The following is a 20,838-nucleotide window of genomic DNA, read 5'->3' as shown; positions in this document are numbered from 1 at the left end:
GCCTTAGGGCCTCATCGCGGGCAAGCCTTGCTCCACAGGATTTGCGTCGGTCGCAATTGTTGTGGACGACTTTGATCCTGTAGGAGCAAGGCTTGCCCGCGAAGAGGCCCTCTGCACCGAAAAATATTCAGCCTTGAAATGCAAAAAGCCCCGTCACAAGGACAGGGCTTTTAATTGAAGCCGGCTTATTTAGAACACAACACCCTGACTACGCAGGTAATCATCATAGGTACCGCTGAAGTCGATCACGCCGCTGGCGCTCAACTCGATGATGCGGGTAGCCAGCGACGATACGAACTCACGGTCGTGGCTGACGAAGATCAGCGTGCCCGGATAGTTCTCCAGCGCCAGGTTCAGCGCCTCGATGGATTCCATGTCCAAGTGGTTGGTCGGTTCGTCCATGATCAGCACGTTCGGCTTTTGCAGGATCAACTTGCCGAACAGCATGCGACCTTGCTCACCGCCGGAGATGACCTTGACCGACTTCAGAATCTCGTCGTTGGAGAACAGCATCCGGCCGAGGGTGCCGCGAACCAGTTGCTCGCCGCCCTGGGTCCACTGGCCCATCCAGTCGAACAGGTTGCAGTCGTCTTCGAAGTCGTGCGCGTGGTCCTGGGCGTAGTAGCCCAGCTCCGCGGCGTCGGTCCACTTCACGGTGCCGGCATCCGGGGTCAGTTCGTTGACCAGGGTGCGCAGCAGGGTGGTTTTGCCGATACCGTTCGGGCCGATAATCGCCACGCGCTCCCCAGCTTCAACCTGGAAGCTGAAGTCCTTGAACAGTGTCTTGCCGTCGAAGCCTTTGGCCATGCGCTCGACGATGACAGCTTGACGGTGCAGCTTCTTGGTTTGTTCGAAACGGATGAACGGGCTCACACGGCTCGAAGGCTTGACCTCGGCCAGCTGGATCTTGTCGATCGCCTTGGCGCGGGAAGTGGCCTGCTTGGCTTTCGAGGCGTTGGCCGAGAAGCGGCTGACGAACGATTGCAGTTCCGAAATCTGTGCCTTCTTCTTGGCGTTGTCCGACAGCAGCTGCTCGCGGGACTGGGTCGCCACGGTCATGTACTCGTCGTAGTTGCCCGGGAACAGGCGCAGCTCGCCGTAATCCAGGTCAGCCATGTGGGTGCACACGCTGTTCAGGAAGTGACGGTCGTGAGAGATGATGATCATCAGGCTGGAGCGCTGGGTCAGCACGTTTTCCAGCCAGCGGATGGTGTTGATGTCCAGGTGGTTGGTCGGTTCGTCGAGCAACAGCACTTCAGGATCGGAGAACAGCGCCTGAGCCAGCAAGACGCGCAGTTTCCAGCCTGGGGAAACCTCACTCATCGGGCCAAAGTGTTGCTCGATGCCGATACCCAGGCCCAGCAACAGCTCGCCGGCGCGGGATTCGGCGGTGTAGCCGTCCATTTCGGCGAACTCGGTTTCCAGCTCGGCCACGGCCATGCCGTCTTCTTCAGTCATTTCCGGCAGCGAGTAGATACGGTCGCGCTCAGCCTTGACCTTCCACAGCTCTTCGTGACCCATGATCACAGTGTCGATCACGGTGAATTCTTCGTAGGCGAACTGGTCCTGGCGCAATTTACCGAGGCGCACGTTCGGCTCGAGCATGACCTGGCCGCCGGACGGCTCGAGGTCGCCACCGAGGATTTTCATGAAGGTCGATTTGCCGCAGCCGTTGGCGCCGATCAGGCCGTAGCGGTTACCCGCGCCGAATTTGACCGAAACGTTTTCGAATAGCGGCTTGGCGCCGAACTGCATCGTGATGTTAGCTGTAGAGATCAAAGGTTTTTCCTGCGAAGCATTCAGAGTAGCTAGGGTTGCGGCAGTACCGATTCAGTACCCGTTTCCGGTTTTCGAACCACGGGAAATACATCCCGGTCAGAAGCGGAAGGTCCATCTGGCAATAAGTGGACAGCAGCATGTGGAGCGCTTGGCCCGAGTCGAAGTGCGCTGAGACGGGGTTCATTCCCGTCATCAACCAAGGGGGGCGCGTAATGTTTGGCGGCGATTGTACTGGTCTGGCTCTTTAAACGATAGGGCGTTGAGGCCGCGCGGGTGCTTTGGCGGTACCAGCGGACAGATTTTCACATCTGAACGTTAACTATTGGTTACAAATCGTGGCTAAAATGCCATCTTTCGAACTGATGGCGACAGCACGGACGCAGTTTGTTCACTTCTGACGTGTGACGATTTCCGTGAAACTCATCATTGCCGCTATTTATGTTGTATCGATTGCGTATGTCCACCTGCGCGGTCGCGTGCGCCACAAACTGGGCCGCCAACTGAGCGATCACTCGACGTTTCTGGCGCCGATCAATTGCTTCCTTTATCTGTTCTCGAAAATTCCCAACAAGCCTTACCTCGATCCGGTCGACTTCCCGGACCTGAGTCCGTTGCAGGCCCATTGGGAAGAAATCCGCGCTGAAGGCCAGAACCTGCTCAAGGCGGGTGAGATCAAGCGTTCGAACCAGTACGACGACGTCGGCTTCAACTCGTTCTTCAAGACCGGCTGGAAGCGCTTCTACCTCAAGTGGTATGGCGACAGTCATCCTTCGGCTATGAAACTCTGCCCGCGCACCACCGAGCTGGTGCAGAGCATCGGTTCGATCAAGGCCGCAATGTTCGCCGAGTTGCCACCGGGTTCGAAACTGGTGCGTCACCGCGATCCGTATGCCGGTTCCTACCGTTATCACCTGGGTCTGGAAACGCCGAACGACGCTGGCTGCTACATCAATGTCGATGGCGAGAATTATCACTGGCGCGACGGTGAAGCGGTGATGTTCGATGAAACCTTCATTCATTACGCTGAAAACACCACCGACCAAAACCGCATCATTCTATTCTGCGACGTCGAGCGGCCGATGAAGTATCGCTGGGCGGCGGCGTTCAACGGCTGGTTCAGCCGGAACGTGATGTCGGCGGCGGGCGCGCCGAACGATGTGGGCGACAAGACCGGTGGCATCAATCGCCTGTTCGCCAAAATCTACAAGATTCGCCTGCACGGCAAGGCGTTGAAGAAGCGCAACCGCAAGCTGTATTACCTGGAGAAGTGGGCGATATTTGCCGGGTTGCTGGCGGTTTTTGTCTGGATCTGAATTCTGCGTCGCCGCTTCTTACGCCATCGCGGGCAAGCCCACATTTGATCCGCGTCGTTCACAGGACCAATGTGGGAGCGAGCCTGCTCGCGATGGGGCCGGTACGGTCACCGCAAAACAGATGAAGGCATTAAATAGTCCATCAACCACTCGACCGCTTCGTGGCTTTTTTCGCCGCCGCCGGTTTATCCGCCGACTTCGGTTTCGCAGTGGCTTTACCGCCAGCCTTGCCCCCCAAACTGCGTTTAAGCAACTCGGTCAAATCAATAACATCCGCCGTCTTGCGCTCTTCCTCGCCCGTCGCCGACTCGACATCCTCAATCTTCCCTTCATTCGCCTTCTTCTCGACCAGCGCCATGATCTTGTCTTCGAAACTGTCGCGATAATCGTCCGGGCTCCAGTCGCCGCTCATGTCCTGCACCAGACGCTTGGCCATGTCCAGCTCACCCTTGGCCAATTCCGGTTTGGTCACCTCACTGCCCAGTTCCAGCGTGTCGAGGCTGCGTACTTCCGCTGGCCAGCGCAGCATCACCAACACCATCGCCGAGTCCAGCGGCATCAACGCGGCCAGATGCTGACGGGTGTGCAGAACGACATGGGCGAGGGCGACCTTGTTGGTTTTGCTCAGGGTTTCGCGCAGCAACGCATAGACCTTGCCACCGCGTTTGTCCGGCGCGAGATAGTAGGGCGTGTCGATGTTTTGCAGGGGAATCTGTTCGGCGTCGACAAAGGAAAAGATATCGATGGTTTGCGTGGATAACGGGTGCGCCGACTTGATCTCTTCCTCACTGAGCACCACGTAGCGACCCTTTTCGTACTGCACACCCTTGACGATGTGCTCCTTGGTCACTTCCTTGCCGGTGACCTTGTTGACGCGTTTGTAGCCCACCGGCTCCATGCTGCGGCTGTCGAGCCAGTCGAAATCCACGCCTTGGGAAGACGTCGCCGAGACCAGCGCCACAGGGATATGCACCAGCCCGAAACTGATTGCGCCTTTCCAGATTGCCCGTGCCATGGTCGTCTACTCGCGAGTGATGATCAGGTGACCCGTGGCCCGGCGCAAAAGTTTCAGCGGCGTGTGGCCCAGGCCCGCCGGGGGATCAACTTCGTGTTACATCTTGCCGGGGAGGTTTTGGTTAACAAATCCGAACCCTGGGCGTAGCGTGCTATCGAAGGCTGTAATCACGTAGAGAGGCTGCCCATGAACCGATTAGTGCCTGGCATCATCGCAATGGCATTGAGTGCCGTGCTGAGCAACCTGGCCCTGGCTGACGTCCCGTCGCCCGCATTCCCTTTACTGTTGGCCCAGAGTCCGACGGGTACCGCCAGCAATCCTTACAACAGCCCGATTCGCCGGGCCAACCCCAACAGCATGCAAGGCACGCAACCCGGCGCTCCGGTCATTCGCGGGCCCAACACCGTGCCGGTTCCGCGGCCGCCGACCCTGGACAACGGTGGCATCGGCAACCGCTATCCCCAGAACCGGTCGGTGCCCGCCAGCCCACCGAAATTCATTCCCAATCCGCCCCATCGAGACGCAAACACCAGCAACCGTTGAGCCGCAGGGTGCAAATCCTGCCAGCCATTCAGACGACAAAAGGAATCGTGCATGTTGCGAACATCCCTCCTGGCCACAGTCTGTGCCAGCGCATTGATCACCGTCGCGGCGCCTGTTTTTGCCGCGTCCGCACAAGAACTGAAAAGCGAGCAGGGCACCCTTGAGGTTACGACAATCGTCAAGGGGCTGGACCATCCGTGGGCCTTGGCTTTTCTGCCTGACAGACAAGGGATGCTGGTCACCGAACGGCCCGGCAACCTGCGCGTGGTCAGCGCCGATGGCAAACGCTCTGAGCCGCTCAGTGGCGTACCGAAAGTCTGGGCCAAGGGCCAGGGCGGTCTGCTGGATGTGGTGCTGTCGCCCGACTTCAAGCAGGACCGCACCGTTTATCTGTCCTATGCCGAAGGCGGGGGTGAGGGCGGCAAGGCCGGTACGGCGGTCGGTCGCGGACAGCTATCGGAAGACCTGACCGCCCTCAGGAATTTCAAAGTGATCTTCCGCCAGGAACCGAAGCTTTCGGTCGGCAAGCACTTCGGCTCGCGCCTGGTATTCGACCGCGACGGCTATCTGTTCATTACCCTTGGCGAGAACAACGACCGGCCCACAGCCCAGGATCTGGACAAGCTGCAGGGCAAGGTTGTGCGGATCTACCCGGACGGCAAGGTGCCCGACGACAACCCCTTTGTCGGTCAGTCCGGCGTGCGTCCGGAAATCTGGTCCTACGGCCAGCGTAACCCGCAAGGTGCGACGCTCAATCCATGGACCGGCGTGCTCTGGGAAAACGAGCACGGCCCACTAGGGGGGGACGAGGTGAATATCATCGAGCGCGGCAAGAATTATGGCTGGCCGCTGGCTACCCATGGCATCAACTACTCCGGCCAGCCGATTCCTGAAGCCAAGGGCAAGACCGCCGAAGGCACCGTCCCGCCGCGCCACGTCTGGGAAAAATCCCCTGGCCTGAGCGGCATGGCGTTCTACGATGCGGACCGCTTCAAGCCCTGGCAGCACAACGTGTTTATCGGTGCGCTGGTCACTCAGGAGCTGATCCGCCTGCAGTTCGACGGCGACAAAGTGGTTCACGAAGAGCGCTTGATGGGCGAGCTCAACAAACGGATTCGCGATGTGCGGCAGGGGCCGGACGGGTATTTGTATGTGCTCACCGATGAGGATGATGGTGTGTTGTACAAAGTCGGGCTGAAGTAGCGCACAAACCCTGTGGCGAGGGGGCTTGCCCCCGTTGGGCTGCGAAGCGGCCCTCTGCATTCTTTCAGACCCATTGCGCTGCGACGGCTACGCCGCCGAACGGGGGCAAGCCCCCTCGCCACAGGGTTGCACATGGGCAGTCACCTTCGGCGATACAGAATCACCGCTGCCCGAAGTTTGCCCCGCCCGAAACTGCACATCTTCTCGAACTCGCCATGGCTGACCGGCAGATGCTGGCAGTCCATGGGCTGACGATGCTGGCTATGGTCGACATCCGGATCGTGCAGGTAGACAAACTCTTCATCGCAATCGGTGACGACCACCCAGTGCGGCGATTTGGAACGGGTCAGCCGATAACTGCTGATCAGCACCAGCGGCTGCCCGCCATCGGCCAATAATCGTGGCAGGTCCAGCGGCCCGCCGAGCACCTGTTCGATGTCAGTGGCGTTCAACTGTGCCGCGAACTCATCATGCACCAGGCGCATGACGTCTTTTTTATGCTCATCGCGCACGCCATCGAGAAACAACGGCCCAGCCATGCTCACTTGCAAGCGCACGCGAAAACCGCGCCGCGCTGCCGCCAGCGCCAGACCTTGAGGGCTGCAGCCGCCGTGGCCCGAGGTCATGAACACGGTGGTCGCCTCGCGCCAGATCTGCAGTTCTTCGCGACGCTCCAACACACGATCGGCGTGTAATGCACCCATGGCCATCAACAGGCATGCCGGGCCGCAGGTGAAATCGGTGGTCTGCGCATACCACGGCACCTTGATGCTGCGGGCATCGCGATGCTGGAGGATGCGTTTCTCCAGGCGCAGCGCATCGGCGTGGTCCTGGTAATAATCGTGGATCAGGGCGAAACGCCGATAGCCGTTGCGCTCATACAGGGCAATCGCCGCGGGGTTGTCGATGCGCACTTCCAGCCGCAAGTAAGCGCAGTCATGCTCAAGGGCGCAAGCCTCGCTGCGCTCAAGCAATTGCTTGCCCAGCCCGTTACCGCGAGCCTGTTCAGCAATGGCAATCGAGTAGAGCCGCGCCAGCGACGTGCCCCGGTGAAACAGCACCACCGCGTAACCCGCCAATTGCCCGTCTCGTTCAGCCACCAACAGCTGCCCGTGAGCCCGGGTGATCATCCACTGAAAACTGCGACTGGTGAGCCGGTCCGTGGTGAAGCATTGCTGTTCGAGTGCCAGCAACGCGGGTAAGTCTTCAACTACCGCCAAGCGAAAGACAGGATTCATATGAGCGCCGTAAAAGTTGCGTAACGAAACGGGACTTTCGAAAAAGTTCGTGCTTAATAGGAAAGGTCTTGTTCTCCAACGGATCAATCACTATGTCAGCGGTACAGGGTCATTGGCGCGAAGTATCCGAGCAAACTTTGCCGGCAGCAACTTTTTTAAATGGTACGGTTAGAACTTCCAGCCAGTTGATTATCATCGTCGAACGCAAGGAAGACTGGGCTTCCTACTTTCCCAGCGAAGACATCGTCACGGCTCAGGAATACCTTGAGCAGACTCGTGACAACGAGCAGGGAAAACGGGTCCAGGTGATCAACCTGTGCCGCAGCTACAAGTACCTGGGGCACGGTTATTACTGCTCGCTGCTGGCCGAAGCGCGGGGGCACAAAGTCATTCCGTCGGTGCGGACCATCAGCGAGCTGACCAAAAAATCTCTGTATGGCCTGGCCCTGGACGATCTGGAAAAACCGCTGGAAAAAGCCCTGAGCAATCATCTTTACAGCGATACCGAAGGCTTCACGCTGACGCTTTACTTCGGCAGGACCAATATCGAACCGTTGCAGGATCTGGCGCGACAGTTATTTGAAGTCTTTCCGTGCCCGATATTGTTGGTTGAATTTCGTCGAACGAATGGCTGGCACATTGAAGGTGTCAAATCGGGTGCGCTGCATAAGTTGCGCGAAGATCAGGAAGATCAATTTGCCAACTCTCTGGACAGCTTCAGTCGCAAGATCTGGCGCGTGCCACGTTCGCGACAATTGGCCCGTTATGACCTGGCGATTCTGCACGATCCGCAGGAAGCACTGCCGCCGTCCAACCCCAAGGCACTGGACAATTTCGTACGCGTCGGCAAGACATTGGGCATCGATGTGGAGCTGATCGAACGCAAGGACTACTCGCGCATCGCCGAATACGACGGCCTGCTGATCCGCGAGACCACCAGTGTCGACAACCACACCTACCGCTTCGCCAAGAAAGCCGAGAGCGAAGGGCTGGTGGTGATGGACGATTCGACATCGATCCTGCGCTGCACCAACAAGGTCTACCTGACCGACCTGCTCAAAAGCCATCAGCTGGGCATGCCCGCCACCGAAATTCTCTACAAGGAGCGACCGGAAGACTTCGAACGGGTCGGCGAGCGGCTGGGTTTCCCGCTGGTGTTGAAGATCCCCGACGGTTGTTTCTCCCGCGGCGTGATCAAGGTCGAAAGCCAACAAGCCTTGCTTGAAGCGACCGCCGAACTGTTCGAACACTCAGTGCTGTTGCTGGCTCAGGAATTCTTTTACACCGAGTACGACTGGCGCATTGGCGTGCTCAACCGCAAACCCATCTTTGCCTGCCAATACTTCATGTCCAAGGGCCACTGGCAAATCTACAACCACAAGGCCAAGGGTCAGGACATCAACGGCGAATGCCGCACCATGGCGGTACATGAAGCACCGCGAGCCGTGGTGGAGCTGGCGGTTAAAACTGCGAACCTGATCGGCGACGGCCTCTATGGCGTCGACCTCAAGCAGTCCGGCGACAAAGTGGTGGTGATCGAAGTCAACGACAACCCGAACATGGACGCCGGCATCGAAGACGCCTACCTACAGGACGATCTGTACTCGCTGGTATTGGAAGAATTTGTCCGCCGACTGGAATTGAAACGACGCGGTCAGGCTTGGTGATCGGCCGATGATCAAGAGCTTTCAACTGACCCACGGCGCCCTGCAGAAGGTTGAACGGCTGGACGCCGAAGTGATGCTGTTCAGCAATCCCGACGCGGCCGAGCGAGACCTGCTGCAAAGTCACTTCAAGCTCGATGAACACGCATTGGCCTCGGCGCTGGACCCGGACGAGGTGTCGCGCATCGAGTTTCATCCCGACAACCTGTTCCTGATCTGGAAGCGCCCGGAAAACTATTCCGGCGCAGGCAGCCTGGCTTTTGAAGTATCGTCCTGCGGTTTGCTGTTTTGTGCGCAGCGTTTGCTGGTGATCGCCACCGACGATTCGCCGCTGCATGGGCTCGGCACCCGGCAGAAGTTGAACACGCCGCTGGATGTATTGCTTGATCTGTTGTTCAACAACATCCATCACTACCTGGGCCACCTCAAGGTGATCAAGCTTGTCGCGCGGGAGTTGCAGCAAAAATTCAACGCCTCGATGCAGAACCAGCACCTGATCCAGATGTTCAACCTCAGCGAAAGCCTGATCTATTACATCAACGCGATTCACAGCAATGGCGCCGTCCTGACGCGGCTGCGTAACCACGCAGAAAAAGAACGCTTCAGCGCAGAGGCCATCAGCCTGATCGACGACCTGATCATTGAAAACAACCAGTGCTACAAACAGGCTGAAATCTATTCCACGGTGTTCTCCGGGCTGATCGATGCCCGGGGCAACCTGATGAATAACAGCACGAACAACCTGCTGCGCAACCTGACACTGATCAACGTGGTGTTCTTGCCGCTGAACCTGATTGCGAGCATCGGCGGCATGTCCGAGTTCAGCATGATGACGGCGGGCACGCCGTGGTGGGTTTCGTATCCGTTGTTTCTGACGGCGATGATGCTGGGGGCGGGGGTGATGGTGTTGGGGCTCAGGCGGTTGGCGAAGTAAGCAGTTTGTCTGCCAGGCCGCCATCGCCAGCAAGCCGGCTCCTACAAATCGTGCATCACGATCAATGATCAGGCATACGCAACCTTGTAGGAGCCGGCTTGCTGGCGATGGCGATCTCAACAGCGTCACACATCCTTGATCAGACCTCTTGCGAGACGCTGACGGTTTTTTTCCGATCCTGCAGCCCACGAATCACGAGGTACAACAACGGCCCAACCGACACAAAAATCGCCGTAATCACCAGATAAGGCACCACCGACCACCCCGACCGCCCACGCTTGCGCGCATCGCGGTACATCCACACCCCGGCCAGCGTCGCCAACAGATAAAGATCAATCACCACCTGCGCCGTATCAGGCCGCGACATCAGGCTGATGCCAAACTCAATCAACGACTGTTCCGCCTGGAGCATCACCGAAACGGTGTAGCCAGCAAAGGTGAGCAGGGCAATCAGGGGCAGGGCGACAGACTTCATGGTTTCCTTCCTTGGGACGATGAGCAGAATCCCGAGCCTACCGAAGCCGAAGGAAATTGACCATTGACTTGCCTTCCATGGCCGGCTAATTTCCAGCCATGACTTCCACCGTATTGCGCTGCCAGCCAAGCATTATTACCGCCATTCCTTATTTGGCGGGCTAGCTCACGACTGCAGCACCCAACCCGCCCTAGAGGCGGGTTTTTACTTTCTGTCTCCCGGGTTTGATCAACGTCAGGAGACGACCATGGATAGCACACCCGCCCAGCAGACCTTGCTCGAGCACTACGTCAAAAAGATCCTCGCCGCGCCGGTCTACGAACTGGCGGTGCGCACGCCGTTGCAAGCGGCGCCGGCACTGTCCGAAGCCCTGGGCAACCAGATCCTGTTGAAACGCGAGGACTTGCAGCCAACCTTTTCCTTCAAGATCCGCGGCGCCTACAACAAACTGGTGCAACTGAGCGATGCGCAAAAGGCCCAGGGTGTGATCACCGCTTCGGCCGGCAATCATGCCCAAGGTGTGGCGCTGGCAGCGCGTGAGTTGGGGATTGCTGCCACCATCGTCATGCCCGCCACAACGCCGGAATTGAAGGTGCTCGGGGTCCGCAGTCGGGGCGCCGATGCCGTGCTGCATGGGGAGAGTTTTCCGTTTGCCCTGTCGTACGCATTGAATCTGGCCAAACAAACCGGCCGCACCTTTGTCTCGCCGTTCGACGACCCGGACGTGATCGCCGGGCAGGGCACCGTCGCCATGGAAATCCTGCGCCAGTACCAAGGGCCGCTCGACGCGATCTTCGTACCGGTGGGCGGTGGCGGCTTGATCGCGGGCATCGCCGCGTACATCAAATACCTGCGCCCTGAAGTCCGCATCATCGGTGTCGAGTCGGAACATTCCGCGTGTCTGTTGGCAGCCTTAGGGGCTGGCGAGCGTGTCGTCCTGCCGAACGTAGGCACATTCGCCGATGGCGTCGCCGTCGCGCAGATCGGCGCTTATGGTTTCGACGTCTGCCGGTTTTGCGTCGATGAAGTGCTGACCGTCAGCAACGACGAACTGTGCACCGCGATCAAGAACATCTACGACGATACCCGATCGATCACCGAACCTTCCGGCGCGTTGGCCGTGGCGGGCATCAAGAAGTACGTGGCGCAGACGGGTGTGCGTGGTCAAACGTTAGTCGCCATCGACTCCGGCGCCAACATCAATTTCGACAGCTTGCGCCATGTCGCCGAACGCGCCGCATTGGCCGGCGCCCCGGCGTGAGCGGGCACAGGAGGCCAATCAGAGAAGGATTTGCACACCCAATCCCCTGTGGGAGCGAGCCTGCTCGCGATAGCGGCCTGTCAGTCAACATCAATGTTGAATCTGAAGACGCCTTCGCGAGCAGGCTCGCTCCTACATTTTTTTGCATCAGGGTTATTGCTGAACGGCTTTTTCGACCTTGTCTGACGCCGACCAGACCCGATAACGCACTTCAATATCCTTGGGCACATACAGCACGATCGGCAGCTTGCTGTTGTAGCGCAACATGAAGCCGTCGCCGACCACCGGCACGAAGTCGTGTGTGCTTTTGCCATTCGGGCAGGCCATCAGCGTACTCATCGGGCCGATCACTTTTTCCAGCCGGTAAAACGGGTAGCCCCAGCCCTCGAGGTTCTTCTCCTCGAGCATGCCGCCCAGGCGCTGGCGATTGCAGTCCACGGTCAGGGTTTTGCCGGCGAGAATCTCGACCTGGTAGCTGTCTTCCTGCTTCTGTGGCGCCAGGTGAATGACCTGGCGGGTGAACCCGCTTTCGGCTTTGGGGAAGGGCGCGACGTCTTCAAGTTTCGCCGCGTGAACGACGGTCGACAGCCCGGCAACTATCAGCCCGACGGTAGTGATACAGGTCAATGAACCCATGATGCCTCCTTGCGTGTGAGTAGGGTCAGCGGATACTGAATGAACGGGTCGCAATTTTTACTGCCATGGGCGGCCAATGCAAACCTGGACTCATCAGGTTGCAATTTGCAGGGACGAGAACCGGGTTTCTTGCAGATTGCATGAGCCTATTTACTTGAAGACACATTAAACCTTTGATTTGCCGATGAGCTGCACGGCGAAATTCGAGGCATGTTTTATGCTGTAGCTGGTCTTGAAGCTGACCACGAATTTATTGAGTCGGCATTGATAGCTGATTGGCAATCTCACAATAAGGAGAGGGTCGCCATGTTTCTTTCTGCCTTGGAACTCCGCAACATCGTAGAAAGCAGTTTTCTGCCGAAACGTTGTCAATGCACGCTGTCGCCGGACCTGAAAATGACCGTCAAGGTGTATTCGGACGGTGAAACCGATCAAGTAGAGCTATTGAAAACCGGCATCGATGCCAAATCGCTTAATGGATGTCGGGAAATAAACGACCTGATCGCCGCATTGCGCTCCGACATGCAGCTTCAAGCCAACACCCAGACGCTGCACCCCGACAGGCAAGCGCTTTAACTCGCCGTCGTCACTTCCCGGGTCTGGCAAAAACGCCAGACCCGCGCTCGTTCATTCCGATCAATTCTGATAACTGCACGCATCGGACAATTTGCGATACGTGATCTCTGCGGGTTTGCCCGACGTATCGATGTACTTCATGTCCGCCGTAATGACTTTGCAATCCAGGGTCGAAGGTTCGGTCAGCGAAACCACCTTGGCTACGTGCAATGGCATGCCGTAATGATAGGGCACAGCTTGCGAGGAAGCGGTGTCATTGGCTTGGGCCAGCCCGGCAAACCCGGTGCAGGCGAGGGCGGTGGTAACCAGCAAAGTGCGCATGTTCATGAGCGATCTCCAGTGCAGACGGAAAGTCAGCTCGACATAACGGGCGTCGAGCCTGCCGCACTGGGCGTCAGAAGAACCTGAGGGCGTGCGGTCCAGTAAAGTTTTGGACCGCAGCGTTAAGCAATGGTTAACCGGGCTGAATGCCGCCTGTCGTGAGGGGCGATTCTGTCAGGCGTTTCGTTGGGGTAAGAATCTTCGGTAGGTTCGGCTTCGTCCTACAAGGGTGGTTGCTTTGTCGACTTTCGACTGATGGGGCGTAGCGATTACTGTTTGGGCTCGCTGCAAAATCAGCGAACAGGTTTGGTCACCTGATTAAACAGTGCACATAACTGTGACATCATTCGCTTTGCGGACATCTCTGTTCGCATAGCGCAATGTTGTGGCGGCTGTGTGCAGGACGCCTTCGGGCGAGCTGAGTTACTGTTCTCAGTTGACCAAACCTGTACACGGTCCGCCTCCCATCGTTTGGTCACGATGCTGGCGGTTACTTCAAAACAGGTGAGTAACTAGCTATGACAACGATAAATCCTTTCCCTGAGCGCTACCGTTCAATCAAAAGCAGCATCACCGCCTCATCCCCCTTGGTTATCGACACAGAAGCCAACCCCCAAGACATCCTCGAAGCCGCCCTCCAACGCGTCCGCGCCTCCAGTGATTTACTGGAAACGCTCCATATCCAATGTTTCAAGGACGGCGACGTGCAGGACATTCCGCACATCACTCATGCGCTGTACCTGCTGGCTCAGGATGGTTGTGATTTGCTGAAGGTTGCTCAGCAACGAATGCTGAGCTGGAAGGCACCTACCTGATTCCGTGCCTACAAAAAAGTTGGCCTGCCTCTAGTGGGCAGGCTTGAACTACTCAAGCGCTTTGATAGGTGGGTCTTGGTAGGATTCATCAATTTCTATCCCGGCCTTGCGGGCTTTTTCCTCGATTTTCATTCTTGTCTCATGAAAACTTTTAATTCTGGCCGGTAATAGCTCTTTCCAGTTGAGCCTGTCCTTCTCATCAGTAATTCCGTCTTTCCAGAACTCTCTTTCTGACATGAACTCCAGCGTAATTAAATAAGTTCCAGTTTTCGTTGGGTTGTCTTTAGAATCATGGCGCCATGCTTTTAAATTCAAATATGTGCCGTCATTGTAAAAATTCCAGTAATAGAAAGGACTGATTTTGAGCCAGCGATCGATAGGAATGGGGTATTCTGGGTCTAGCCAGGGGTGGCTCGATACATAGTGACCCAGTACATCATCAGGAGATGCTATCTTACTGGCTTGTGATCCTGGAATTCGTGGATCCTCTACGAAGTAATAATGTTTCCAACCTGATGATTTTATATTTTCGATTAGTTGATAGATAAATGTCTTATATTGTTCGTGCGAGCTATTGTCTGGGAGCCCCCGCAGTGTGATATCCAGATTTTCAATCTGATTCCCAACTCTCTCATCGACAAAAATCGTGACGTCAGTAACCTGTTGCAGTTCAAGTGAGCTAGAGCCGTTTTTAATCAGAGCATTAGGAAGGTTTTTATCATTTGCAGATCTTTCTATTTTGTACCAGCACAGCTCAAGATCCTTCATGCACTGTGGAGAGAATTTATTCTGACTGTTATCCAGTAGATTTTGGATGGGCGCATTAAAGGCTATTTCAATGGTTGCTGTTTTGTTTGTCATATTTGATTCGCTGTCATTACAGGCGGCCAAGAAAATGCAGAGAATGATAAGCCAATGAAATTTCATTGTGCATTTTTCCAAGTGGAGATCGTGCGGATTTCTCTTTCCATATACGCTTCTTGAGTGCCCATCAATAGGTGGTACTGTTTAGCGATCGCGCCTATGAATTTCATCCGGTCACTTTCATCGTATAAATCACCTTCTGACATTTGTACTCTGAGCTCAGGATCTTTGACGTCGCAGGCCGTGCTGAACGCAGCTACTCTTACTGGAACAAAAGGCGCCCACTCAAATCCAGCTTGCATCTTCAGTGTGGCCCGGAAAGATGTGTTTTGATAAATTAAAGGTTGCAGGATTTTTCGTTGTTCGTGATCTGCAATTGCCATTAATGATAGTAGTTGTTTTTTCCTTCTTGCACTGCCAGCGGGTAATACTTCCGTTTCTTGTATTGTCTTAAAACCTGCTTTTATTTCCTCAGTAACATGCAAGTTGCCAAGCGTTCCAAGCGCATCTTCCGCCCACGGCAAACTATCAATATTAGTCTTGATCTGTCCCTCACAACTACGCGCATTACGCTCCGGCGCGCACTCGTCAAATTGATCTTTATATTTGCTGTAGAACCAATGCCAGACAAAAATATCCTGAAACAGCCAGAAATTACCTTTGCCCAGTGCATTTTTACCAATGCGCAACGGTGGTTGAACGATGGGCGGCGTCAATGCTAGATATGGATCGTTCGGAATAAAATCCAAGCCGCATTTGACCTGCTTACTGGCAAACGCCGCGAGACCCATCCAATAGAAGCGACCCTTGAGCTCAGGTTTACCGTCTTCACCCTGTTCGAGATAGAAACTGGCGTAAGCAGCGGCGATTCTCGCAGCCCTCGCGCTGAAGTCTGAGATCAGTTCGTATTTGCCTGATGCGGACGAGCGCTTTTTGCTCAACCGGCGTATAGCTTCTTCCTGCCCCATGGCCCACAGCTTGTCGCAGCCGAGTACAACCTCGTGGACGGAGCATTCTTTGGCATTGGTTTTAAATGTTGTGATGGGCGCACTCATTTCTTTCTGCTCGTTTCGTAGTCATCTGCACCGGAAGGCACTACCAGCTCATCCCAGACGAGGTGGGCTTTTACCGGCTCTTCGGCCTCTGTCTGTACTCGCGGGTGGAGGCCGTTAGCGTCGCTTCTGGAGATTTGAGGTGCGGTTTCGGAAGGCACAATCAGCGCCGTTTTGACGGATTTAACGGGTTGCCCACGACGGGTAACGAATTTGAGCTGTTCGTCGTAACGTTCGCTGATGGCTTTCGACTTGAGCAGACTTCCAGCCCTTGCTTGATCTGCGATAACAGGAATAAGTGGGGCGAGGATTCCAATCCCGGTTCCTGCCCCTGGCGCACCGCCCGAGTTGGCCTTCACCTCAGCACCACTAATGGTCACGCCACCCGCATCGACCTTGACGAAACTCCCCCCAGCCTTGGCCGTCAGTTCCATCCCGCCTTCAACCACGACCTTGTTGCCCGCGTGGTAGTGAATCTCTTCACCGGCCTCGACAAACTGCGCCGTCCCGACTTTCACATGCTGAGTCACGCCTACGGTGAGGTGATCATCCGCCCGCGCTTCGGTCTTGCGGTCCAGGTGCGTAATCCGGTGCTCTTCCACCTTGAACTCGCTGAAAACCTTCGCCTCAACCGTGTCATGCCGCTCGTTGCCGATGCGGATTTTCTGGTCGTGCTCGATGTTTTCATCCCAGTCGCGCTGGGCATGCAGGTAGATCTGTTCCGCGCCTTTTTTGTCTTCGATGCGGAATTCGTTGTAGCCCTTGCCGCCCGGGGAGCTGAGGGTTTTGAAGGTGCTGCGGGTTTTGTTCGCCGGCAGGTCGTAGGGGACGACGTTTTCCTTGTGGTACAGGCAGCCGGTGATCAGCGGTTGGTCGGGGTCGCCTTCGAGGAAGGTGACGAGGACTTCCATGCCGACGCGCGGAATCGCGATGCCGCCGTAGGCGCTGCCGGCCCAGCCGGTGGCGACGCGCAGCCAGCAACTGGTGTTGTCGTTGGCCTGGCCGTCTCGGTCCCAGTGGAATTGCACTTTGACGCGGCCGTACTCGTCGCAGTGGATCTCTTCGCCGGGCGGGCCGGTGACGATGGCGGTCTGGCTGCCGAGGACTTTCGGTTTCGGGTGTTCGAGGGCAGGGCGGTAGTGCGCGTCCCAGGGTGTGGCGAGGAAGCGGTTGCGGTAGCCCTGGTGGAAATCGTCTTTGTTGTGGGTGACGTCGCTGGTGACGTTTTCGCCGAGCACTTGCGGCTGTTTGCCTTCGTGGACCACTTCCAGCAGCAGCCAGAGGTCGTTCCATTCGGCGCGCGGGTGTTCGCTCAGGGCCAGGAAGTGGCCGCTGACCAGCGTCGGCTGATCGCCTTTGCCTTCGGCGAGTTTGTAGTCGCTGCGGTGGCGTTCCAGGGCGCGGGTTGCCAGTTGCTTGCCGCGGGCACGGTCGGTGAAGCGGCCGGGGTAGTCGTAGTCTTCCAGGTCTGGAGCGAAGGCGCTGGACGCGGCGCCTTCAGGAAGGATGCGCGGTTTTTCGAAATCGTAATCGCGGCGGCTGACGCGGGTGGTGCGGGTTTCCAGGCGCAGGTTGAAGCGCTTGATCACCGGTTTCTCGGCGGCCATGCCCGAGTCTTGCTGATAGGCCACGGGCGCGAGTTTGCGGAATACCGTCTGGTCGTCGCCGAACACCAGTTTGTGGCCGCTGCTGCTGTGCTGGAAGTGGAAGTGGATGCCTTCTTCTTCGCACAAGCGCTGGATGAAATGCAGGTCGGATTCGTCGTACTGCACGCAGTAGACGCGCTCCGGGTAGATCGCGCCGAGCTGGAAGCTGTAGGCGTCTGCCAGGATGCCTCGCGCTTCGAGCACCTGGGCGATGATCTTCGGTACCGTTAAGTGCTGGAAGATCTGCTGGTCATGGTTATGCCGCAGATACGCCAGTTGCGGCACCAGGCTGACGCTGTAGCGGGTCAGGCTTTTGCCGGAGTCGCCTTGCTCGATGCGATAGACCAGGCCGTGAATGATGCCTTCGCCGGTGGCGCCGAAGGTCAGACAGCCGGGCTTGTGCAGCAACTCTTCGAGCTTCAGGTCGGGGCGTGCGCTGACCAGTTCGATGTCAAAACAGAAGGGCTGATTGAGGGCTTCGCGACCGACGAAACTGAGTACCTGAAGGTCAACGGAAACGCCTTCCAGCGTGAGGGAAATATGGGTTGCGTTTGCGTCCAGCATGCCTTGAATTCCGTCCTTTGGATAAGCAGATGCGGATGGTGCAGGATTAAACCGCCTCGTTCAAGGCGCAAATGCCGTAGGTGATGAGGCAGGGCTGGATCGGGGAAAACCTTAATGGCGCGGTTTCGGCCAATGGAGACGGGCGTTTTCGTTGGCAGGGTGGGCGAACACTTCTTTGCCAGTGCACGCATTCGTTTTTCAGCGCCTGACAGAATGCCTTCGCTAGCAGGCTAGCTCCCACAGTGGATCTTCGGTGAACACAGATTTTGTGTTCGGCTTCGATCCAATGTGGGAGCTAGCCTGCTAGCGATGAGGCCCTCACATGCAGCGAAGATCCAGCTGCTACCGATACGGCAAATCCGGCCCCGCCTCCCACAGTAGATCTTCTATGAACACAGATTTTGTGTTCGGCATCGATCCAATGTGGGAGCTAGCCTGCTAGCGATGAGGCCCTCACATTCAGTGAAGATCCAGCTGCTGCCGATACGGCAAATCCGGCCCGGTCTTGCTGCACGTCAGCGCCGCCGCCTGCACCGCAAACTTCAGCATTCCGTCGATGTGCTCGCGGGTAAGCGATTGCACGCCCTCGACCGAATCCAGTTGCTGCTCGGTCAGCCAGGTAATCAACGCCGCCTGAAACGTATCACCAGCCCCCACGGTGTCGGCAATCTTCACCGAACAGGCCGGCACCGACCACGAGCCATGAGCACGGCTAAATACCGTCGCACCCTCGCCACCACGTGTCAGGAACACCACCTGACTGCGATGCTGCAACCAGCCTTCGATCACGCGCTGCGGATCCTGCTCGGGATATAACAGGCTCAAATCCTCATCGCTCACTTTGATCAGGTCGGCCAGCTCGACCAACGTGGCCACCCGCGAACGCCACAGGTCGATGTTCGGCTCAGGATTGAGCCGCACGTTGGGATCAAGGCTGATCAGCCGTTTACCGCTTTCCCGTTGCACCAAGGCCAGCAGCGTGTCGGCAATCGGCTGCACCACCAGGCAGAACGAGCCGATATGCAAGCCGCGCACCTCCGGCCCCAATTCCGGCAGATGCTCCGGTTTCAACTGCCGATCCGCGCAGCCTTCGCCGCGGAAGCTGTAATGCGGCGAGCCATTGGCGCCGACTGCGACCATCGCCAGCGTCGTCGGTGCTGCGAAATCCACCAGGTAATCCGCACGCACGCCTTCATCCTGCAACACTTGCTGTAAACGCCGGCCAAGGTAGTCAGTCGATAACCCGGCAAACAGCGCCGCCTCTACGCCGAGCCGGCGCAAACCGACCGCCACGTTGAATGGCGAGCCACCGGCAATCGCCTTGAAATTCACTTTTGAAGCCAGGCCGCTGGCGTCGTCTTCACTGAAGAAATCGAACAGCGCTTCGCCACACACCAGGTACATAGTTGTTCACTCTTTAAAGGGTTGCGACATGCTGTTGATAGCGTTCATAGGCCTGCTGACAGGCCGCCACGTTTGCTGCGATCGGCAGGGTTTCGCTGGCGAGGTCGAGCTTCACGCAGCGCTCGCACAGGTCCGCCAGGCTGTCTTCGTGGCCGTTTGCCCAGGATTTGCACCACGCGGCCTGAATCGCCGCGCCGAGGGCGGCGGCTTCGCTTTGTTCGGTGCAGATCACCGGGGTGTTCATGATGTCGGCGACGATCTGCCGCCACACCGGGCTTTTCGAGCCGCCGCCGATCAGGCAGATGCGCAGGCTTTGTAAGCCATTCTGACGCAGCAGGTCCAGTCCGTAACGCAAACCGAACGTCGTGCCTTCGACCACGGCGCGGCACAGGTTGGCTTGCGTCAGGTTAGTCATGGTCAAACCGAGCAGGCTGCCGGTGGCGTGGGGCAGGGCGGGGACGCGTTCGCCGTTGATAAACGGCAGCATGCACACGCCCTCGGCACCGATGGGTGCTTGCGCGACGAGGTGGTTGAATTGTTCGATATCCAGCTTGAACAAATCGCGAATCACCCCGGTGGCGTTGGTCAGGTTCATCGTGCAGATCAGCGGCAACCAGCCCCCGCTGGAGGAACAGAATGTCGCGACCGAGGCATCCGGGCTGACTTTGGGTTGATCAGCATAGGCATACACCGTGCCCGAGGAACCGAGGCTCATGGTGATCGCGCCGGGTCGGATGTTGCCGGTGCCGATGGCGCCCATCATGTTGTCGCCGCCACCGCTGGACACCTGCGCCTTGGGGTTGATGCCCAGGTGTTCGGCGATGCCTGGCAGGATCGTGCCGACCGCTTGATGAGCATCGATCAGCTCCGGCAGCGCGGCTTGCAAGCGCCCGCTGGGGTCGATGTCGCGCAATAGCTGCAAGTCCCACTGGCGGGTGCGCACGTTGAAATAACCGGTGCCCGAGGCGTCGCCGTACTCGCTGCAACTGCGGCCGGTGAGCCAGTGGTTGAGGTAGTCGTGGGGCAACAGGATGCGCGCGATCCGGGAAAAAACCTCCTGGTGCTGTTCTTTGGTCCAGAGCAACTTTGACACCGTGTAGCCCGGTGCGATGACCACGCCGAGGCGTTCCAGCGAGCCTTTTTCACCGCCCAGATGGGCGAGCAGGCGGTCGTTTTCCGGGGTGGTTTCGGTGTCGCACCAGAGCTTGGCGGGGCGCAGCACCTGGCCTTGATCGTCGAGCAGGACCAGGCCGTGTTGTTGGCCGGAGACGCCGATGCCGAGGATCTGTTGTCCGTCTACGTTGGCCGCGATCAAGGCACGGCGAGTCGCCGAAGTGAACGCTTCAAGCCATTGCGATGTGTCCTGCTCACGGCGGCCATTGGCGCCGCTGATCAACGTGTGCGCGGCGGCGCCCTGGCCGAGGACCTGACCGCTGTGGGCATCAAGGACAATGGCTTTGGTGCCTTGGGTGCCGCAGTCGATGCCGAGGAAAAGTAGTTGGTTTGCCATGAGAGGTCCTTGGAGTGTCAGTTCG

At 57.5% G+C, this 20,838-nt stretch carries 19 protein-coding genes; 8 read left to right on the top strand and 11 right to left on the bottom strand.

The window, feature by feature from the left end:
- Positions 1–189: 189 nt before the first annotated feature.
- Positions 190–1,779 carry an ABC-F family ATPase gene (locus ACA066_RS14440; protein ID WP_462010046.1) on the bottom strand — a complete coding sequence of 530 codons (1,590 nt, stop codon included), beginning with the start codon at positions 1,777–1,779 and terminating at the stop codon, positions 190–192.
- A 413-nt stretch (positions 1,780–2,192) separates the two neighbouring features.
- On the opposite strand from ACA066_RS14440, the gene lpxO reads away from it, so the two are divergent.
- Positions 2,193–3,092, top strand: coding sequence for a lipid A hydroxylase LpxO (gene lpxO, locus ACA066_RS14435; RefSeq protein ID WP_497699780.1), 900 nt, complete (start codon positions 2,193–2,195; stop codon positions 3,090–3,092).
- A 142-nt stretch (positions 3,093–3,234) separates the two neighbouring features.
- Here lpxO and ku read toward each other — a convergent pair whose 3' ends face one another.
- Positions 3,235–4,107, bottom strand: a complete 873-nt coding sequence (gene ku / locus ACA066_RS14430) for a non-homologous end joining protein Ku (protein ID WP_497699779.1) — start codon at positions 4,105–4,107, stop codon at positions 3,235–3,237.
- Between the two features lie 186 nt (positions 4,108–4,293).
- On the opposite strand from ku, the gene ACA066_RS14425 reads away from it, so the two are divergent.
- Positions 4,294–4,650, top strand: coding sequence for a hypothetical protein (locus ACA066_RS14425; protein WP_497699778.1), 357 nt, complete (start codon positions 4,294–4,296; stop codon positions 4,648–4,650).
- Between the two features lie 51 nt (positions 4,651–4,701).
- The gene (locus ACA066_RS14420) at positions 4,702–5,853 is read left to right on the top strand and encodes a PQQ-dependent sugar dehydrogenase (RefSeq protein WP_497699777.1); all 1,152 of its coding nucleotides are present in this window, start codon (positions 4,702–4,704) and stop codon (positions 5,851–5,853) included.
- A gap of 140 nt (positions 5,854–5,993) precedes the next feature.
- Here ACA066_RS14420 and rimI read toward each other — a convergent pair whose 3' ends face one another.
- Positions 5,994–7,091 (bottom strand): ribosomal protein S18-alanine N-acetyltransferase, encoded by a 1,098-nt coding sequence (gene rimI / locus ACA066_RS14415; protein WP_497699776.1) that lies wholly within the window; start codon positions 7,089–7,091, stop codon positions 5,994–5,996.
- 92 nt (positions 7,092–7,183) lie between these two features.
- On the opposite strand from rimI, the gene ACA066_RS14410 reads away from it, so the two are divergent.
- Positions 7,184–8,758, top strand: a complete 1,575-nt coding sequence (locus tag ACA066_RS14410) for a RimK family ATP-grasp domain-containing protein (protein ID WP_497699775.1) — start codon at positions 7,184–7,186, stop codon at positions 8,756–8,758.
- Positions 8,759–8,765: 7 nt separating this feature from the next.
- Positions 8,766–9,689 (top strand): magnesium transporter CorA family protein, encoded by a 924-nt coding sequence (locus ACA066_RS14405; protein WP_497699774.1) that lies wholly within the window; start codon positions 8,766–8,768, stop codon positions 9,687–9,689.
- Positions 9,690–9,828: 139 nt separating this feature from the next.
- On the opposite strand, the gene ACA066_RS14400 is transcribed toward ACA066_RS14405, so the two are convergent.
- The gene (locus tag ACA066_RS14400) at positions 9,829–10,164 is read right to left on the bottom strand and encodes a DUF2834 domain-containing protein (protein WP_497699773.1); all 336 of its coding nucleotides are present in this window, start codon (positions 10,162–10,164) and stop codon (positions 9,829–9,831) included.
- A gap of 247 nt (positions 10,165–10,411) precedes the next feature.
- Here ACA066_RS14400 and ilvA point away from each other — a divergent pair, with 247 nt between their 5' ends.
- Positions 10,412–11,425, top strand: coding sequence for a threonine ammonia-lyase, biosynthetic (ilvA, locus tag ACA066_RS14395; protein ID WP_497699772.1), 1,014 nt, complete (start codon positions 10,412–10,414; stop codon positions 11,423–11,425).
- A 153-nt stretch (positions 11,426–11,578) separates the two neighbouring features.
- On the opposite strand, the gene eco is transcribed toward ilvA, so the two are convergent.
- The gene (gene eco, locus ACA066_RS14390; RefSeq protein WP_497699771.1) at positions 11,579–12,061 is read right to left on the bottom strand and encodes a serine protease inhibitor ecotin; all 483 of its coding nucleotides are present in this window, start codon (positions 12,059–12,061) and stop codon (positions 11,579–11,581) included.
- Positions 12,062–12,367: 306 nt separating this feature from the next.
- On the opposite strand from eco, the gene ACA066_RS14385 reads away from it, so the two are divergent.
- Positions 12,368–12,637 carry a DUF1652 domain-containing protein gene (locus tag ACA066_RS14385; protein WP_497699770.1) on the top strand — a complete coding sequence of 90 codons (270 nt, stop codon included), beginning with the start codon at positions 12,368–12,370 and terminating at the stop codon, positions 12,635–12,637.
- Positions 12,638–12,697: 60 nt separating this feature from the next.
- Here the strand turns inward: ACA066_RS14385 and ACA066_RS14380 are convergent, their stop codons facing one another.
- Positions 12,698–12,964, bottom strand: coding sequence for a DUF2790 domain-containing protein (locus tag ACA066_RS14380; RefSeq protein WP_497699769.1), 267 nt, complete (start codon positions 12,962–12,964; stop codon positions 12,698–12,700).
- 512 nt (positions 12,965–13,476) lie between these two features.
- On the opposite strand from ACA066_RS14380, the gene ACA066_RS14375 reads away from it, so the two are divergent.
- Complete coding sequence (locus tag ACA066_RS14375) at positions 13,477–13,773, top strand: hypothetical protein (protein ID WP_497699768.1); 297 nt, start codon at positions 13,477–13,479, stop codon at positions 13,771–13,773.
- A 48-nt stretch (positions 13,774–13,821) separates the two neighbouring features.
- Here ACA066_RS14375 and ACA066_RS14370 read toward each other — a convergent pair whose 3' ends face one another.
- From ACA066_RS14370 to xylB, 5 genes are all read right to left on the bottom strand, one after another.
- Positions 13,822–14,700, bottom strand: coding sequence for a hypothetical protein (locus ACA066_RS14370; protein WP_497699767.1), 879 nt, complete (start codon positions 14,698–14,700; stop codon positions 13,822–13,824).
- Positions 14,697–15,692 (bottom strand): DUF2515 family protein, encoded by a 996-nt coding sequence (locus ACA066_RS14365; protein ID WP_497699766.1) that lies wholly within the window; start codon positions 15,690–15,692, stop codon positions 14,697–14,699. Before ACA066_RS14365 ends, ACA066_RS14370 begins: the two co-directional genes overlap by 4 nt.
- Positions 15,689–17,899 (bottom strand): type VI secretion system Vgr family protein, encoded by a 2,211-nt coding sequence (locus tag ACA066_RS14360; RefSeq protein ID WP_497699765.1) that lies wholly within the window; start codon positions 17,897–17,899, stop codon positions 15,689–15,691. The genes ACA066_RS14365 and ACA066_RS14360 overlap by 4 nt, the downstream gene beginning before the upstream one ends.
- Before the next feature lie 459 nt (positions 17,900–18,358).
- Positions 18,359–19,303 (bottom strand): carbohydrate kinase family protein, encoded by a 945-nt coding sequence (locus tag ACA066_RS14355; protein WP_497699764.1) that lies wholly within the window; start codon positions 19,301–19,303, stop codon positions 18,359–18,361.
- A gap of 13 nt (positions 19,304–19,316) precedes the next feature.
- On the bottom strand, positions 19,317–20,813 hold the full coding sequence (gene xylB, locus ACA066_RS14350; protein WP_497699763.1) for a xylulokinase: 1,497 nt from the start codon (positions 20,811–20,813) through the stop codon (positions 19,317–19,319).
- Positions 20,814–20,838: the final 25 nt, after the last annotated feature.

This window comes from Pseudomonas sp. LBUM1651 (genome assembly GCF_059716135.1).
The sequence above is the reverse complement of the archived record's forward strand: the minus strand, read 5'-3'. Positions and strand labels throughout refer to the sequence as shown.